Consider the following 17,028-nt stretch of genomic DNA (forward strand, 5'->3'; position numbering starts at 1 on the left):
CCTCGGGCACCAGCCGGTCATAGCTGTTCCAGTGCGGCGCAAACAGGAGCGTGCTGTCATGCATGCCGCCCAAGCACCCCGCGATGGCGTGGTGCAGCGTGTCGGTGCCCTTGGGGCCGCCATCGTCAAAGACGTTGTTGCCCTGGTCATCCAGAACCGAGAAATGCGTGTGCATGCCCGAGCCGGAATAATCGGGATAGGGTTTGGCCATGAAGGATGCGGCAAAGCCGTGACGGCGTGCCAAGCCTTTGACGAGCATCTTGAAGAGCCAGGCATCGTCGGCGGCGCGCAGTGCATCGTCGCTATGCATCAGGTTCATCTCGAACTGGCCCAGACCGGCCTCGGAAATCACCGTGTCGGCAGGAATGTCCATCGCCTCGCAGGCGTCATAGAGATCGGTGAAGAAGCGGTCGAACTGGTCGATGAGGCGAATGGACAGGATCTCGCCTGCCTTGCGGCGCTTGCCTGATCGGGGCGAGGCGGGCACCTGCAGGTTGCGTGTGCTGTCGTCGATCAGGAAAAACTCGAGCTCCATTGCCACCACCGGCGTGAGGTTGCGTGCCTTGAAACGCTGCACCACCGAATTCAGCGCATGGCGCGGATCACCGGCATAAGGCTCGCCGGTTTCGCGGAACATCCAGAGCGGCAGAAGCGCGCTGGGGGCCTCCAGCCATGGCATCGGGACAAAGCCGCGTTCAGTGGCAAAGAGCACGCCATCGGCATCGCCCGCCTCGAACACCAGCGGGCTGTTGTCGATATCCTCTCCCCAGATATCGAGATTGAGGACCGAAAGGGGAAACCGCGTGCCGCCCCGGATCGTCTTGTCGGCAAAGCGGGCAGGCACCCGCTTGCCCCGCGCCTGTCCGTTCAGGTCGGAGGCGGCAACACGGATGGTGCGGACTTGCGGGTTCTTGCGGAGCCAGTTGGAGATATGCGCGGTCATCGGGCCAATATCGGAAATTTGATCAAATGAGTGGATAGGCGCTGCGCCCCCGAATTGGCAAGCAGAATTCACCGAATGACGTTCAGTTTCAGCTTTACCCTCGCGCGCACCTCTTGCGGCAGATGCCGGTTCAGGCGGCGATTGATCAATCCAAAGAGGCTGATGATGACCAAGGTCAGCAGGATGAAATAAAACGCCAGGATCGGGTAGGGGATGAACGGGTTGAAGGTCTTGTCGGCAAAGAAGTTCGCATAGTAGAGCGCGTCGCCCTTTTGCTGCCAGGCCGGGAAACCCGAGAAGTAGACCAATGTCGTGGCGTGGAACAGAAAGATCGCCTCGTTCGTGTAAGCCGGCCAGGCCAGGCGCAGCATGGTGGGCCAGGTCACGCGTCTGAACCGGGTCCAACCGGTCATGCCATAGGCATCCGCCGCCTCGATGTCGCCGCGCGGCACGGATTGCAGCGCGCCAAAGAATATCTCGCCCGAATAGGCTGCTGTGTTGAGGAACAAAACGATCAGCGCTCCCAGCCATGCGGCCGTGAACGGGTCGAAGATCGGCGACACAGGTTTGAGCGTGAGGAACAGGAAATAGGCAAAGAAGAACTGGATGAAGAGCGGCGAACCGCGGAAGACAAAGATGAACCACGCGCTGGCCTTGCGGACAGCCCAGATGTTCGATGCCTTGCCCAAGGCGACGGCTGTGGCGAGAAAGAACCCAGCGGCAAGTGCCAGCACGCCGAAATAGATGTTCCAGATCAGGCCCGAGCCGATCAGGGTGAATTGCTGGCACAGCGTGAACCCGTCGCGCGGCAAAAGCCGTTCGCCGATCCCGATGGAGCGCAGCCCGTAATCGGCGATGGTCTCCCAGCAGCTCATGCCTGCTGCCTCCAAAAGAGGCGGTGCGCCGGAGGCAGCGTCCGAAAAGCGGGCGCGGTCCGGCACCATCGGGAAATGGCGCGTAGCATGATCATGCCGCCTTCCTCTGGGCTTCCCCGCCCATCGTGGCCTGTCCATGGGTGAGCTTCAGCATCAGCTTGTCGAGGACGATCTCGGACACCCGCGTGAAGGCGAGGTAGAAGACCAGCAGGAACAGGAAATACCAGACGCGCCAGTCGCCATGCGGGTAATCGGTGAAGCGAGGCGTTTTCGCGCCGCCCAGTTCGCGCGCCCAGTAGACGATGTCTTCGACCCCCAGCAGAAACAGCAGCGGCGTCGCCTTGATCAGCACCAGCCAGAGGTTCGACAAGCCGGGCAGGGCAAAGACCCACATCTGCGGAACAAGGATGCGCCAATACACCTGACGCCGCGACAGGCCATAGGCTTCGGCCGTTTCCAGCTGGTTGCGCGGCACGGCCCGCATCGCGCCGTAAAGCACGTTGGCGGCAAAGGCGCCAAAGACAATGGCAAAGGTGAGAACGGCCAGAAAGAAGCCATAGGTTTCATGCACCCATTGCGGCGCATTGCCCATTGGCAGCTTGGCGGCGGAACAGACAACAAAATCATTGCCCTGCCAGATGGCGTCGCTCCAGTCCGGGCATTTTATCTCGTGCCGTATCCATTCGAAGAAGATGTCGAGCGCCAACACGAAAAACAGGAAAAATGCGATGTCGGGCACGCCGCGCACGATGGCGATATAGCCCTTGCCGAACCAGCGGATCGGGGCAATGCGCGACCGCGCGGCAGTTGCCCCGCCAAAGCCGAAGGCCAGCGCGATTGGCGCGGTGATCGCCAGCAGCAGAAGAACCGTGCCGAAGGACCAGTAGAGGCCCATGTGTTTGCCGGTCGTCAGGTAACACGCGAACCACTGGAAGGTGCCGAGCGTGTCCGGGTCTGTGCAGAAACTGAAAATGGCGCGCCTCGGTCAGGCTGGGATTGAGTTTACTTGGCAAGATGAAGGGAGCAGCTGACCGCCCCCTTCGTTGGTTCGGGTCAGAACGTGGCCGAGTCCGGCAGCCATTTTTCGATCATCGCGTTGAGCGAGCCGTCTTCCTTCATGCTCTCGATTGCCTCGGAGAAGGTATCGCGCAGCTCTGCATCGCTTTCGCGGATGCCCATGCCGATGCCGCCGCCCAGAAGCACGTCCTCTCCGACAAGCGCCACATCGGCGTTTTCCTCCGCGATGGGCTGGAGATACGCTTTGTCGGCCAGAACCGCGTCGGCCTCACCGCTGCGCACGGCGGCGATGGTTTCATCCGGTGTGGCAAACTCGACCAGCGTGGCGCCCGAGGCGGCGATATGCGCGGCCTGGATCGTACCCGCCTGCGCCGCCAGAACGCCACCATCGAGATCAATGTCGGTCCCGTCGAGGGCAAGGTAGGCGGATGGATCGGGCTGGGTGTAGTTCGTTGTGAAATCGATCACCTCGTCGCGCTCGTCGGTGATCGACATGCCCGCGATGATGGTGTCGTAGTTCCCTGCAACGAGGTTGGGGATGATGCTGTCCCAATCGTTGGTGACCCATTCGCAGGTCAGGTCGGCGCGCGCGCACAGCTCATCGCCCAATTCGCGCTCGAACCCGTCAACTTCGCCGTCATCATTGATGAAGTTGTAGGGAGGATAGGCGCCCTCTGTGCCGAGGCGGACGACGCTATGGCTTTCGGCAGCGGCCATGGACGCGGCGAAGGCCATCGCAGCCGTACTGAGGATGATGGTTTTCATGGTGATTTCTCCCGGTTTGTGTGAGTGGTTATTCGGCCATTGTCGAGGACAGAAACCCCCGCAGCCGTTCTGACCTGGGCGCCCCGAACAGCTTTTCCGGTGCGCCTTCTTCTTCGATCAGGCCTTGATGCAGGAACACGACGTGGTTGCTCACGTCGCGGGCCATTTTCATGTCATGGGTGACAATCAGCATGGTGCGTCCTTCGGCGGCCAGATCCTTGATCACCCTGACGACCTCTTGTTCGAGTTCCGGATCAAGTGCCGATGTGGGTTCGTCGAACAACAGCGCCTCGGGTTCCATGCACAGCGCGCGGGCGATGGCGGCGCGCTGTTGCTGGCCGCCCGACAGCATCGCCGGGAAGGCGTCGCACTTGTCGCCGATGCCGACCTTTTCGAGATAGCCGCGCGCTGCCTTTTCGGCCTCGGCCCGGTCGCGGCCAAGCACGGTGACCGGCGCCTCCATCACGTTTTGCAGGATCGTCATATGGGACCAGAGATTGAACTGCTGGAACACCATCGACAGGTTGGTGCGGATGCGCAGCACCTGTTTGGGATCGGCGGGGTGACGATTCAAGCCGCTGCCCGTCCAGTGCACGGCTTCGCCCTTGAACCGGATGTCCCCCTGCTGGCTGTCCTCGAGCAGGTTGGCACAGCGCAGGATGGTCGATTTGCCTGATCCGGACGATCCGATCAGCGACACCACGTCGCCACGGCGCGCAGTGATATCGACCCCCTTGATCACCTCAAGGCTGCCATATTGCTTGTGCAGGTTTCGAATTTCGAGAACGGGGGTATCTGTCACAGGTGACGGCCGATCTTTTGCGAGTTTGGCGTGAAAGATGACGTCAAAACGCACCGTGATGCAACGCAGAAATGCGGCTTGCCCGATCCGGAGCCGTGAATAACCCGGCGTCAGGCCGGCGGGGGCGCGGGCAGCGGTTGTGCATGGTAGAGCGAGTCGTCCAATACGTGAAAGGTCATCGGGCCGCCCATGGCCATTGGGTCGTCGGTCTGAAAAGCCTCGGTCGCCTGTCGCAAAGCGGCGCGCAACGGGGTCGGATCGTTTCCCTTGGCGGTGATCAGCGGCAGGCCGGGGCTTTGGCCGGTCTGCCCCACGATCCGGACACGGGCCGCGTTGGGATCGAATCGCGCAAGGAGGCGCCATGATACCGCGTCGAGATACGCGATATCGGCACGCTCGTCGGCCACTGCGGCCAACGAGGCTGCATGGGAACCGGTTTCGACATAGTCCGAGAATTCAGGCGGCCTGTCGAACGGGGCGGCGCGCTGCGACACGGCCCAGCCGGACTGGCTGTCTGGTCCGTTATAGGCGAGCCGCGGGGCTTTTGGTAGCGCGGCATGCGATGCGATGATCTGCGAGTGATAATGCCCGATCCGGGCGGTCAGCCGGAAATCCAGCGTGCCGACATAGGTCACCCGGTCCTTGAGTACCGTCCGCAGCGGCAGCCCGCACGCCATCGACAGCGCCAATTCGGGGTCGCACCAATGGGTGCTCCAGTTTTCAGGCAGTGCAGAGGGGGGCAAGAGGTCGGGCAAATCCAGACCGTGCTCTTGTGCGCTGGTTTGTACGACGCTCCAGAAGTCCTGCCAGTGCGCCGCGTTTTCGTCCCGCCAGTACATCGGCAGGCTGGCCAGCATCACGGAGCGTCGACCCGTTGGCGGGCGAGATTGCTGTCCATGTCGCTCACGCCAAGCAGTTTCGAGACAAGGCGCAGCAGCGCATCTTCGTGGGTGTCGCGCACCCCGTCGGCCAGGACCACGGACCACAGGGATTCGATGACGCCGATACGGTCCTCGTAGGCGACCGCCTGCTTGATCGCACCTGTGAAGCGGATGGTGTCGGGCGCTTCGGCTTCGAGCACCTCGGCTTCGCCACGCAGCTTGGTCGCCTCGAACGGGGACAGGTTGTAACGGGTGGCCGCGATGCGGTCGATGCGGGTTTTCTCGCTCTCGTCATAGCTGCCATCGGTGCGGGCGACGCGAACCAGCAGGGCAGTGAGGGCCAGACGGGCATCCGCATCGGGCAGCGGGGCGGGATCGGGAGCGGTGAGCCGCTTGAGGAAATCTGCAAACATGGTGCCGATATAGGCCGAAACGCGCGGTCCGCCAATGGGTCACGTCAGCCCGGCGAAAATTCCCGACAGGTGGGCCAGCCCGGCATCGAGCCCGAAGGGCGGGGTCACGATGAAAACGCCGGACCCGATCATGCCGTGGCCTGCGCGGGCCGGGGGAAAGCGGACCTCGTGGGTGAGAGCATCGGGATGGGCCCTTTGCAAGGCGGCGACCATCTGGGTCTGCGCGCCGGACGAGAGGAGGGGGTACCAGATCATTACCACGCCGACGTTCCATTTCCGGGTGATCCCGGCCAGCCATTTGGGGATGCGGGTGTAGTCGGCCTTGACCTCGTAGGAGGGGTCGACCAGCATCAGGCCCCGGCGCGGGGTCGGCGGGCAGAGGCTCTGGGCAAGGGTGAAGCCGTCCTGTTTGTGGACGCTGATATTCGCCCCGCGCAGGCTGCCTTGAAGGGCGGCGAATTCCTGCGGGTGAAGCTCGGCGAGGTGGAGGTGATCCGTCTCGCGCAGCAGGGCGCGGGCAATGGCGGGGGAGCCGGGATAGAGGCCACCCGGCTGGGCATTCAGCGCCGTGATATAGGGGTGATCGGCCGGGAAAGCGGCCCGCAGGCGGGTGATTCCCTGCGCCGCCTCGGCGGTCTTGCGGGCCTCGGGCGCGTCCAGATCATAGAGACCGCGACCGGCATGGGTTTCGATATAGCTGAGCGGCTTGGGTTTGCGGGTCAGGTAATCGAGGGCCAGCGCGAGGGCCGCGTGCTTGTGGACATCGGCGGCATTTCCGGCGTGGTAGAGATGTTGATACGAGAGCATGTAGCCGCCTTGACAGGGACCTGTCCCACGGCTGGGACGGGGTCCGGGGTGAGCAATTTCAATAGGTTACAGAGACGTTTTTACCTTTTGTCAAGATTCCGGGCCGGTCGCCGTGGCGTCGATCCAGTCCAGAAAGCTATCCGCCCCGGCGGCGATCTCGACCGCCCAGAGGGCGGGTTCGTCATAGGGGTGATCGCGCAGGACCAGCGATCTGAGCGCCGGCCAGGCGGCGTGGCTGGTCTTGAACATCAGCCGGATCTCGGCGTCTTCCTGCAGGCCGTTCCAGTCATAGACCGAGGTAATGGGCTGGATATGGACGCAGGCGGCGAGCCCGGCTTTGACCACCGCATGGGCAAGCGCCTTTGCGGCCTGGTCGTCATCGAGCGTGGTGTAGGCGAGTAGGGGCATTATGGAAGGATAGCCGGTCCGGGCGCCGCCGGGAAGGGCAGGGGCCGTGTTTTGCGGTTGGATGCAGGTATCCTGTGGCGGAGAACAGCACCGAATGCCGCCGCGCCATTGGTCACGCCAGAGGCGTGCTTTCAGCACGACCCGCGCCCCGGACTGGCGGGGTTGATGATATGTTTGTTATTTTGAAAGGACTATGCGCGCCTGCCTTACAGGACGGTGAAAACAGGACGATGAAAGCCCTTGGCGCGGAATAGCACCGCAGGTGCCCGCGCCATCGCCAGACCGCCCCCCGGGCTGGCGATTGGGGGCGCTGGGCGCGGTCATTATGTGGAGCGCGCCAGTGGCTGGGATAAACCGCATGGACCCGGCGTTGCGTCGCCATCCCGCGGTCTGGCGATGCGCGGTTCGAAAAAAGTGAACGGGCACTACCATCATGAATTATCTGAGTCGCTGTTATCAACGTCTGCTAGGAATTCTTGGGCCTTTTCTGAGATTGATATTACCGAACCAAGACCACCATCTACTGTCTTCAACAGTGTAAGTCCTTTGCCGACAAGGTTAAGAATTCGATCAAATGTTCCATCTTGATCCTTTGACTTTTGTTCATTGGATACCACTAAAGCTCCTGCAAGAGCCTCATACTCTCTTTGAAGGTCTTCAGTATCGAACACAGATGAATTTTTCATCAGAATAGTAATTTGATCTATGCGGTCTAACAAAAGCCGCTTAAACCTATCGGAAAACCTGCTTTCCGCAACTCTGCCTCTTATCAAGAGAAACTCTGAAGCCAAATCTTCAAAGTCTTGAGACAAAATGACTTTCGTGGCCGTCAGGGCGGTGCAGCCGTGAATATTGACCAAACCGGAAATATGTTCAGGTTTTAGAAATTGTTGTTCAGCTTGCTTCACTGTCATCTGGGCATGTTTAAAATTTCTTAGGCCCTCAAACGGCTTCATTTGTTCAGTGTAGTGGTTTCGTAATGTGGGCTCAAAGGGCAGATTTTCGATGTCCATATGCACATCTTCAATTAATTTACATATTTTGCAAAGCACGAAGAGTTCTCTAGGCGGATTCTCATTGTCCAAATGCATTGCAACAACGGACAGAAAACGCTCTTCTTGTTTCGTTTTATTCTGACCGAGTTGTAGCAACTCTTTGAGTGCTAGAGCCGACGAACGTGGAGATGGAGCAGTTTCATTCATACCAACCTCGACACATCCTTCGCCGCCCTCACAAAATCCCTGAACAACGGGTGCGGGTCAAATGGTTTTGACTTCAGCTCCGGGTGGAATTGCACGCCGATGAACCAGGGGTGGTCGGGCCATTCGACGATCTCGGGCAGGCGGCCGTCGGGGCTCATGCCGGAGAAGCGCAGGCCGGCCTCTTCGAGTTGGTCGCGGAACTGCACGTCCACCTCGTAGCGGTGGCGGTGGCGTTCGGTGATGGTGGTCGTGCCATAGACCTCCGCCACTTTTGACCCTTCGGTCAGCACCGCGTCGTAGGCGCCCAGGCGCATGGTGCCGCCCTTGTCGTCGGCGACAGAGCGGTTCACGGTCTGGTTGCCCTGCACCCATTCCTTGAGGTGGTAGACCACCGGGATGAACCGTTTTTTCCCGGCCTCGTGGTCGAATTCCTCGGACCCGGCGGCGGGCAGCTTGGCGACGTTGCGGGCGGCCTCGATCACGGCCATCTGCATGCCCAAACAGATGCCCAGATAGGGCACCTGGTGTTCGCGGGCGAATTGCGCTGCCTTGATCTTGCCTTCGGTGCCGCGTTCGCCGAATCCGCCCGGCACCAGGATGGCGTGGTAGCCTTGCAGGTGCGGCGCGGGATCTTCGCCTTCGAAAATCTCGGCATCGACCCATTCGACATTGACCTTGACGCGGTTGGCCATGCCGCCATGGGTCAGTGCCTCGGCGATGGATTTATAGGCGTCTTCGAGCTGGACATATTTGCCGACGATGGCAATGGTGACCTCGCCTTCGGGGTTGTAGATCCGGTCGGCGACATCGTCCCATTTCGACAGGGTCGGCTTGGGGGCCGGCGTGATCTGGAAGGCATCGAGCGCGGCCTGGTCCAGCCCTTCGCGGTGATAGGCCAGGGGGGCTTCGTAGATCGACTTGAGGTCCTGCGCGGCAATCACGCTGTCGGGGCGCACGTTGCAGAACAGCGCCAGCTTTTCGCGTTCCTTGGTCGGGATCGGCCCTTCGGAGCGGCAGACAAGGATGTCGGGCGCGATGCCGATGGAGCGCAGTTCCTTGACCGAGTGCTGGGTCGGCTTGGTCTTGAGCTCTCCGCTGGCCTTGATCCAGGGCAGCAGCGTGAGGTGCATGAAGATGCATTGCCCGCGCGGTTTGTCCTGGGAAAACTGGCGGATCGCCTCGAAGAAGGGCAGGCCCTCGATATCGCCCACGGTGCCGCCGATTTCGCAGAGCATGAAATCGACCTCGTCTTCACCGATGGAGATGAAGTCCTTGATTTCATTGGTGACATGCGGGATCACCTGGATCGTCTTGCCAAGGTAATCGCCGCGGCGTTCCTTTTCCAGCACGTTGGTATAGATGCGGCCCGAGGAGATGCTGTCGGTCTTGCGCGCGGGCACGCCGGTGAAGCGTTCGTAATGGCCGAGATCGAGATCGGTCTCGGCGCCATCGTCGGTGACGAAAACCTCGCCATGCTCGAACGGTGACATGGTGCCGGGATCGACGTTCAGATAGGGGTCGAGCTTGCGCAGGCGGACGGAAAAGCCGCGCGCTTGCAAAAGCGCGCCGAGCGCGGCCGAAGCCAGCCCCTTGCCCAACGAGGACACCACGCCGCCGGTGATGAAGATGAAGCGTGCCATGTAAGGGAACCTCCCGCGAAGCTGGTGCAAATCATGCAACCTGCGCCGTTCGGGGACGCAGCATCACGGGATTTGACCGGTAGAGGATTCGCCCGCAAAAGGCAAGTGCGAACCCAAGATGATGTTAGGTCAGATCAGTGCGCCTCAAGGGATGGTGGCCTTTGGCGCAGTGACTGGCGCGCGATCCCGTCGGGGGCCGCGCGCCGGGTCCTGGCTGTGCCGCGGGTCAGTCCGCGCGGGGCACCAGCGGCGCATCGGTGTCCGGCACGGATGGCGGCGGCAACAGGCCGTCTCCGCCCAGCGGATCGGTCGCGTCGTCGCTGCCCTCGGCGCCGGAGCCGGTGGTCAGGCGATCCATGATCGAGCTGCCCGAGGCGTTCTGGGCGGCGAAGATGGTCAGCGTGAGCGAGGTGCAGATGAAGGCGATGGCAAGCACCCAGGTCAGTTTGCCAAGGCCCGTTGAGGGGCTGCGCGCGCTGACGGAGCCGCCGCCCCCGCCGCCCATGGCGCCGAGCCCACCGCCATCGGAGCGCTGCAGCAGCACGACGCCGATCAGCGAAAGCGCGAGGAGGAGGTGGATGATGAGAACGACGTTTTCCATGGCTGTCCCGGATGGCATTCGTGAATGGGGGGTATCTAAGGCCAAGCGGGGCATGGTGCAACCCGTGATGCGGTGCGCGATGGATCAGGTCTGCGCGATCTGCCCGTGGCGGGTCGGCCGGTGCCTGTTCAGCAAAGGGGCGCGGGTGTCATTCGTCCACATCGTCCATATCGGCCTGGCCCGAGAGCTTGCGGCGGATGATGGACCAGCTGAGCCCGATGCCCAGCACAAGCGACAGGGCGAGGACGCCGATCCAGGTGGTGAGATCGCGGTTTTGCATGTCCAGCAGGCCGAAATCATAGGCGACCCAGAGCAATGCGCCGACGATGCCGAGGACCAGCACCATCCCGAGCGGGCCGATGGAGCGCAGGGTGGCGCGCAGGTAGATGATGTAGCCGACCAGCAGGACCAGCCCGGCGAGAACGGTGAGAGAGAGCTGATCCTGCCCGTCCGTCATGGCCCAGCGGGTAAAGTTGTAGGGCGTCGGATTGTAGGTGATGGCGACGAGACCGAGGGCGCAGAGCCAGCGCAGCAGAAATCCCATGTATGACGGCCTCTTTCCTGGAAGACATGCGGGCAGATGGACCCAAGCCGGCCTGTCTGTCCAGAGGGCGCGGGGCGGATCGGCCCCGACCTGTGACAAACCCGCGCCGGCGTCGTTCCGGATCATCCGGCTCAGGCCGCTGTCATCAAGGCCTTGCTGTTCTTGTGGTGCCGCAAGAGCAGACGGGCGATATGTTTGCCCTTTCGCGGGATCGGGCGGGCCGTGTCGGGGCGACAGTCTGGATCGCATATCGCGGGAAACAGCAGGCGGATTTCCTCCCGCGCCGCGGCAGAGACCGCCTTCAACGCCTCCTGGCCGGTGAAGAGGCTTTCTGACGGGGCATCGTTCGAATAGATGATCTGGTGATCCTCGAAAAGAATGTGCCAGTATTCGACGGCGCCGAAATCTTCGACAACATCGATGCCGTCCATCGCGATGAGCTTGATCGCCGGAACCAGAATTTCCGGCGCGCCGAACATGCGTTCGACAATACGCGAGCGGATGAGCACGCGATGCTGCCGGGAGAGCACGAGGTCTCTTGTCGGCAGGCCCATGCCGATCGCCCCGGCCCGGATGCGCACCGGGCAGAGCTTGGGATTATGCGCCAGGTCGGCCGCTTCGAAGCGTTGATGACCGATCCAGCGGATCGGCACCGCCCCGGCATCTGCCGTGCGGACCAGATCCCCCGCGGCCAGCGTTTCGATCCGGCGTTGGCCATGCGGCGTCGAGATCAGCGTGCCGCGCGTGAAACAGATCGGAGACGCCATGTCGCCCGCGTCGATCGCGGGTTGGCCGGAGCTGCCCGGACCTTCGAAGGCGCTATCGACCACGAGGTCCACCCCGACCGGGGGAAAGCCGCCCTCCGGTCCGACAAAGGCCAGACCTTCGACAGTTCCATAAGCCGGCGAGGAGTTGCCAACATTGTAACCCAGAACATCCCAGGTGTCGCCGGTTGCGGGGTCGCGAACGACGAGCCGATACTCGGCCTCGACATCCGTGTTGTTGGAATAGGTCGTCCCGTCGATCGTCTGTGTGCCGTGCAGTCTCTGGGTGCCGTCGTTGTCGTCGAAATTGCTGTCCTGACCGGCATCCTTGAGAAAGGTCTCGACCCAGTCATTGGTGTCCAGGCGTATCGTCTCGCCGACCAGGTGACTGCCGTCACCCTGGGTGAAGCCACTCAGGGACAGCCCACCGCTTACAGTGATGTTGGACGCTTCGAGCATCCAAATGCTGTATTTCGACATCCTGCTCTGCCTCGAGATTCATGCGCTCGTGCCGTGGCGCATGCCCACTTGTGGCAATAGTAAGGCATTGCCACAAAATGTCCACATTTCGCGTCACGCGACCGGCGGTGTGCAGGGCAGGGGTATTTGCGCAGCGTGCTGGCGGCCCGGATGCGTCACGCAGGGCCATGCGCCGTGGGTCCAGACCCGGCCGCAGCAAGACCGCCATGCGTTCAAGCGCCCTTGTGGTGGCGCGCATGTTCCTGCGGGCTGCTGACCCCTTCGGTTCGCCACGGGTCGGTTTGCGTCTTGACCGAGGCTGTGCGACACAAACGGCAGGGACACTTGCGGGGGTGGACTATGAGTGAAGGGGCGCTTCGGAGCGCGGTTATTCAGAACCATGCCGCCTATTTGGCAAAGTCGCATGATTTCCAGGCCGATATCGACATGCTTGCGCGCAGCGACCTTGTCGGCACGATCCTCGAAACCGTCATGCTGGCCACGAACATGCGCTTTGCCGCCGTCGCGCGGGTGACGGCCGATCGATGGGTGGCCTGCCGGACCGTGGATGAGATCGATTTCGGCCTGGCCGCGGGCGACGAGATCGAGGTGCAGTCGACGTTCTGCCGGTCGGTGCAGGAGACGTCGCAAAAGGTTCTTGTCGATAACGTCGCCACCGATGATGTCTACCGCGCCCACCCGGTCGCGGCCGGGTTCGGCATCGTCAGCTATGCGTCCATCCCGATCTACCGCAGTCATGGCACATTCTTCGGCACGCTTTGCGCTCTTGACACCGAGCCGCGCGACGTCACCCACCCCAGGGCGGTCGCGATGCTGGAGATGTTCGCGGATATCATTGGCCGGAGCCTGGAGGCCGAAGAGCGGCTGGAGGCCCAGGATGCGCTGGTGGCGCATGAACGCGAGATGGCGCGCGTTCAGGAGGAGTTCGTCGCCGTTCTCGGGCATGACCTGCGCAACCCGGTGGCCGCCTTCGACGCTGGGCTTCGGCAGCTCGAACGCGAACCGCTGACGGACAAGGCGCGGCAGGTGATGCCGCTCATGCGGTCATCGGCCCATCGCATGAACGACCTGATCGAGAATATCATGCTGCACGCCAAGGCGCGTCTGGGCGGCGGAATTTCCGTGAACGCGGTGCCGCATGCGCCGCTGTCGCACGCCATCACCGATGTCGTCGATGAAATACGCTCGGCGTCCCAGAACCACGAGATCCGGCTGGATCTTTGCTTTGATCGCCCCGTTACCTGTGACGCCCCCCGCGTGGCGCAGGCGATTTCGAACCTTGTCTCGAACGCGCTGAGCCACAGCGCGCCGGGCGCGCCTGTCGAGGTTCGCGGCAGGGCGGCTGCGGGCGCGATCGAGATTTCCGTGTCCAACCGGGGAGACCCAGTGCCCGACGACATGGGCGAAAAGCTCTTCCAGCCGTTCCAGAGGGGCGCGAACGAAGACGGGGAGGGGCTGGGGCTTGGCCTGTATATCGCGTTGTCGATTGCCGCCGCGCATGACGGGCGCATCGATGTCGGGTCCGAGGACGGAACGACGACGTTCACGCTTGTGCTGCCGATCCCGCCGGAGACGGGCTGATCCCAGAATTCCCGCCTTGCCATGTCGGACGGAACCTGACGGCTCTTGACGGGACGCGCGCGGTCGCGGGCGCAGGGGTTTGCCGCCGGGGAATACAGGTCCTGTTGCCGGTTCGGGGATCTGCGGCGGCTTTGGCTCGGGATCACGGTGATCCATTGATGGAGCCGGTCGGAATTGCCAATCCCGATCAAAAACATCAACTCTACCGTCCGAGCTTTTTCCACGCTAAACCGCCCCCGAACTGACCACTGATCGGAGCAGCCTGCCGGATGGACCACAAAGCAATAACAAGCCTTGCCCTTTTCGTTGTCGCCGTTTGCCTGATGCCGATCCTCGGCGTGATTGCGGCGGCCCTGTTCGGCAGCTTTGACACGCTTGGCCTGCTGGCCGACACCGTGCTGTGGCGCTACACGCGAACCACCGTGTTGCTGGTGATTCTCGTCGCCACGGGCAGTATCCTGATCGGGTCGGTGACGGCGTGGCTGGTTGTGACATGCGATTTTCCGGGGCGACGGGTGCTGGAGATCGCGCTGGTGATTCCGCTGGCCTTTCCGGCCTATGTCCTTGCCTATGCCTATACGGATGTTCTGGATCATCCGGGGATCGTGCAATCGACCCTGCGCGAGCTTATGGGCTGGGGGCCGCGGGACTACTGGTTTCCGGAGATCCGGTCGCTTGGCGGTGCGGCGATGATGCTGACGCTGGTGCTTTATCCTTATGTCTATCTTTTGACGCGGGCGGCGTTCCGGCTCCAGGCGGCGACACCGTTCTATGCGGCGCGGTCGCTTGGTGCGTCGCCGGTGGGCGCGTTTCTCAAGGTGTCCTTGCCGATGGCCCGCCCGGCGATCGCGGCGGGGGCGCTGCTGGCGGTGATGGAGACGATCGCCGATTTCGGCACCGTTGCGCATTTCAGCGTCCAGACCTTTGCCACCGGTATCTACACCAGCTGGTTCGGCCTCGCCGACAGGGGGGCGGCGGCGCAACTGGCGTTGGGGCTGCTGTGCTTTGCGCTGCTTGTGGCGGCGCTGGAGCATGTCAATCGGGGGGCGGCGACCTTTGCCGTGAAAGGGCGGCGCGAGCCCTTCGTGCGGTTTCAACTGTCGCGTGGCAAGGCTTTTGGCGCGCAGATGGCGTGTTTCCTGCCGGTGCTTTTCGGCGTGATCATCCCGACGGTCACCCTAATCCTGATGAGCCTGCGATCGCAGCAGGTTATCTTCAGCCCGCGGTATATCGGCTTTATCCAGAACACCTTGACGTTGGCGGCGGTGGCCTCGGTCGTCACCGTTGCGGCGGCGGTTTTCCTGGGCACCTTCTACCGTGTCGCGCCCAGCCGGGTGTCGCTGGCATCGCTTTTTGTCGGGCGCCTGGGATATGCCGTGCCGGGGGGCGTGATCGCCGTGGGCCTTCTGGTACCGTTTGCGCAGTTCGACAACTGGTTCGACGCGCGGATGGAGGCGTGGTTCGATATCTCGACAGGATTGCTGATCACCGGCTCGATCTGGCTGATGATCGCAGCCTACATGATCCGGTTTCTTGCGGCCGCCATCGGCGCCTATGACAGCGGCCTTGCCACGGTTACGCCGAATATCGACGCCGCCTCGCGGGTGCTGGGGCGCAGCGCCTGGGGGACGGTGAAGGATGTGCATTTGGCGGTGCTTCGGCCCAGCATCCTGACGGCCTTGCTGATCGTGTTCGTGGACACGATCAAGGAGCTTCCCGCAACGCTGATCATGCGGCCGTTCAACTATGACACGCTGGCGGTGCATGCGTTCCGGCTTGCGTCGGACGAGCGGCTTCAAGGGGCGGCGGTGCCCAGCCTGATGATTGCCGGGATCGGGTTCGTTCCGGTGATCCTGCTGTGCATCCAGATCAGCGAAGCCCGGTCACAGGGTCGGTAAAGGCCCGGACGCCCGGTCCGGGAGCCTGACAAAAAAAGCGCGCCCGGCCGGGCGCGCCTTGAACCTTTCGGGGAGCTGCGTTTACTTCCAGCCGGCTTCGGCCAGGATGCGCTGCGCGACGTTGATGTTGTCGGCGATGTCCGACAGCGGGATGTCGTCTTCCTCGAACGCGCCCAGGGTCTGCACCGAGTCCGCCAGCGGCGCCCCTTCGACAACCGGGTATTCATCGTTGCCCGCCGAGAAGTACTCCTGTGCCTGTTCGGAGGCGAGATATTCCAGGAACTCGATGGCGTTTTCCCGGTTCGGGGCATTGGCGGCCACGGCGCCGCCCGAGATATTGATATGCGCGCCGAAGCTGTCCTGGTTCGGGAAGACCCAGCCGATCATGTCGGTGCTGTCAGACAGTCCGGAGACATCGCGGCGCAGGGCGCGTGCAAAGTAATAGGTGTTGGCCATGGCGATATCGCATTCGCCCGACACGATGCCGCGCAACTGGTCGGTGTCGCCGCCCTGCGGATCACGTGCGAAGTTGCTGACCACGCCATTGGCCCAGTCCTGCGTCGCCTCTTCGCCCAGATGCGCGACAAGCGCGGCCACGATGTTCTGGGTATACACGTTCGAGGAGGAGCGGATGCAGACCATGCCTTCGTATTCCGGCTTGGCGATGTCCTGGTAGGTCATGGGCGGAGTTTCGACATCGGTCTCGTCGTAAAAGAGGATGCGCGCCCGCTTGGAGAAGGCGAACCACTGGTTGTCGTCATCCTGAAGATTGGCGGGAATCCTGTCTTCCAGAACATCGCTCTCGATCGATTGCAGAAGACCCATTTGCTTGGCGCGTGTCATGCGCACGGTGTCGACGGTCAGGAAGACATCGACGGGAGAGTTCTGGCCCTCGGCGTCCATGCGCGCGATCAGTTCGTCGGCATTGCCTTCGATGCGGTTGATGGTGATTCCGGTCTGTTCGGTAAAATCGGAATAAAGCCGTTCATCCGTGTCGTAGTGGCGCGATGAGTAAAGGTTCAACTCTCCCTCTGCAAAGGCGGGCAAACCCGTGGCGCAGACTGCGAACGCGGCGGATGCCATCAAAGAGCTTTTGAATGTCATGGTCGTCTCCTAGGTTGAGGTAGCGCGCTTATCCTTGATTGGAATAGCTTACTAAAAATGTCGGGTAACATGATTCCGGTGAAATGCAAATATTGTTGATTAATTTAGTCTGAAATTTTTCCACCGGATGATGCGGGCCTGCGGCGCGTGACCGGCAGGGTGTAAAGGATGCAGTGGATGCAAGGGTGACGCGGCGCGGCAACGAGCGGAGGATCCTGCGGGCCAAGACTTGCTTCGCGCGCCAGATCGACCAAAAGGAGGCGGCCAGCGGTGTTCTTGTACCGTCTTGCCAGATCGTGCTGG

17 protein-coding genes are annotated in these 17,028 nt (G+C 62.1%); 2 read left to right on the forward strand and 15 right to left on the reverse strand.

Going from position 1 to position 17,028, the window contains the following annotated elements:
• The 14 genes from LCF59_RS15185 to LCF59_RS15250 all read right to left on the reverse strand — a co-directional run.
• Positions 1-931: glutamine synthetase family protein (locus LCF59_RS15185; protein WP_292288492.1), on the reverse strand; the 931-nt coding region annotated here is incomplete at its 3' end.
• Between the two features lie 80 nt (positions 932-1,011).
• Positions 1,012-1,818 (reverse strand): ABC transporter permease, encoded by an 807-nt coding sequence (locus LCF59_RS15190; protein WP_292288464.1) that lies wholly within the window; start codon positions 1,816-1,818, stop codon positions 1,012-1,014.
• A 91-nt stretch (positions 1,819-1,909) separates the two neighbouring features.
• Positions 1,910-2,791 carry an ABC transporter permease gene (locus LCF59_RS15195; protein WP_292288493.1) on the reverse strand — a complete coding sequence of 294 codons (882 nt, stop codon included), beginning with the start codon at positions 2,789-2,791 and terminating at the stop codon, positions 1,910-1,912.
• Between the two features lie 80 nt (positions 2,792-2,871).
• Positions 2,872-3,600, reverse strand: a complete 729-nt coding sequence (locus tag LCF59_RS15200) for a transporter substrate-binding domain-containing protein (protein ID WP_292288465.1) — start codon at positions 3,598-3,600, stop codon at positions 2,872-2,874.
• Between the two features lie 28 nt (positions 3,601-3,628).
• Entirely contained in the window at positions 3,629-4,402 is a 774-nt protein-coding gene (locus tag LCF59_RS15205; protein WP_292288466.1) for an ABC transporter ATP-binding protein, read from the reverse strand.
• A 110-nt stretch (positions 4,403-4,512) separates the two neighbouring features.
• The gene (locus LCF59_RS15210; protein WP_292288467.1) at positions 4,513-5,259 is read right to left on the reverse strand and encodes a PhnD/SsuA/transferrin family substrate-binding protein; all 747 of its coding nucleotides are present in this window, start codon (positions 5,257-5,259) and stop codon (positions 4,513-4,515) included.
• Positions 5,259-5,696 (reverse strand): TerB family tellurite resistance protein, encoded by a 438-nt coding sequence (locus LCF59_RS15215; protein ID WP_292288468.1) that lies wholly within the window; start codon positions 5,694-5,696, stop codon positions 5,259-5,261. Before LCF59_RS15215 ends, LCF59_RS15210 begins: the two co-directional genes overlap by 1 nt.
• A gap of 39 nt (positions 5,697-5,735) precedes the next feature.
• Positions 5,736-6,503: a 23S rRNA (adenine(2030)-N(6))-methyltransferase RlmJ gene (gene rlmJ / locus LCF59_RS15220; RefSeq protein ID WP_292288469.1), complete on the reverse strand. Its 768-nt coding sequence runs from the start codon at positions 6,501-6,503 to the stop codon at positions 5,736-5,738.
• Between the two features lie 90 nt (positions 6,504-6,593).
• Positions 6,594-6,911: a divalent-cation tolerance protein CutA gene (gene cutA / locus LCF59_RS15225; protein ID WP_292288470.1), complete on the reverse strand. Its 318-nt coding sequence runs from the start codon at positions 6,909-6,911 to the stop codon at positions 6,594-6,596.
• 431 nt (positions 6,912-7,342) lie between these two features.
• Positions 7,343-8,113 carry a hypothetical protein gene (locus LCF59_RS15230; RefSeq protein WP_292288471.1) on the reverse strand — a complete coding sequence of 257 codons (771 nt, stop codon included), beginning with the start codon at positions 8,111-8,113 and terminating at the stop codon, positions 7,343-7,345.
• Positions 8,110-9,753, reverse strand: coding sequence for a CTP synthase (locus LCF59_RS15235; protein ID WP_292288472.1), 1,644 nt, complete (start codon positions 9,751-9,753; stop codon positions 8,110-8,112). Before LCF59_RS15235 ends, LCF59_RS15230 begins: the two co-directional genes overlap by 4 nt.
• A 226-nt stretch (positions 9,754-9,979) precedes the next feature.
• Positions 9,980-10,354 carry a preprotein translocase subunit SecG gene (gene secG, locus LCF59_RS15240; RefSeq protein ID WP_292288473.1) on the reverse strand — a complete coding sequence of 125 codons (375 nt, stop codon included), beginning with the start codon at positions 10,352-10,354 and terminating at the stop codon, positions 9,980-9,982.
• Between the two features lie 148 nt (positions 10,355-10,502).
• Complete coding sequence (locus tag LCF59_RS15245) at positions 10,503-10,898, reverse strand: DUF6524 family protein (protein WP_292288474.1); 396 nt, start codon at positions 10,896-10,898, stop codon at positions 10,503-10,505.
• Positions 10,899-11,029: 131 nt separating this feature from the next.
• On the reverse strand, positions 11,030-12,142 hold the full coding sequence (locus LCF59_RS15250) for a Hint domain-containing protein (RefSeq protein WP_292288475.1): 1,113 nt from the start codon (positions 12,140-12,142) through the stop codon (positions 11,030-11,032).
• A 339-nt stretch (positions 12,143-12,481) separates the two neighbouring features.
• On the opposite strand from LCF59_RS15250, the gene LCF59_RS15255 reads away from it, so the two are divergent.
• Positions 12,482-13,723, forward strand: coding sequence for a GAF domain-containing sensor histidine kinase (locus LCF59_RS15255; RefSeq protein ID WP_292288476.1), 1,242 nt, complete (start codon positions 12,482-12,484; stop codon positions 13,721-13,723).
• A 269-nt stretch (positions 13,724-13,992) separates the two neighbouring features.
• A complete protein-coding gene (locus LCF59_RS15260; RefSeq protein WP_292288477.1) occupies positions 13,993-15,621 on the forward strand; it encodes an iron ABC transporter permease in 1,629 nt (542 codons plus the stop codon).
• A gap of 81 nt (positions 15,622-15,702) precedes the next feature.
• On the opposite strand, the gene LCF59_RS15265 is transcribed toward LCF59_RS15260, so the two are convergent.
• The gene (locus LCF59_RS15265; protein WP_292288478.1) at positions 15,703-16,725 is read right to left on the reverse strand and encodes an extracellular solute-binding protein; all 1,023 of its coding nucleotides are present in this window, start codon (positions 16,723-16,725) and stop codon (positions 15,703-15,705) included.
• Between the last annotated feature and the right edge of the window lie 303 nt (positions 16,726-17,028).

It is taken from the genome of Marivita sp., assembly GCF_020055675.1.
Taxonomy (GTDB): domain Bacteria; phylum Pseudomonadota; class Alphaproteobacteria; order Rhodobacterales; family Rhodobacteraceae; genus Marivita.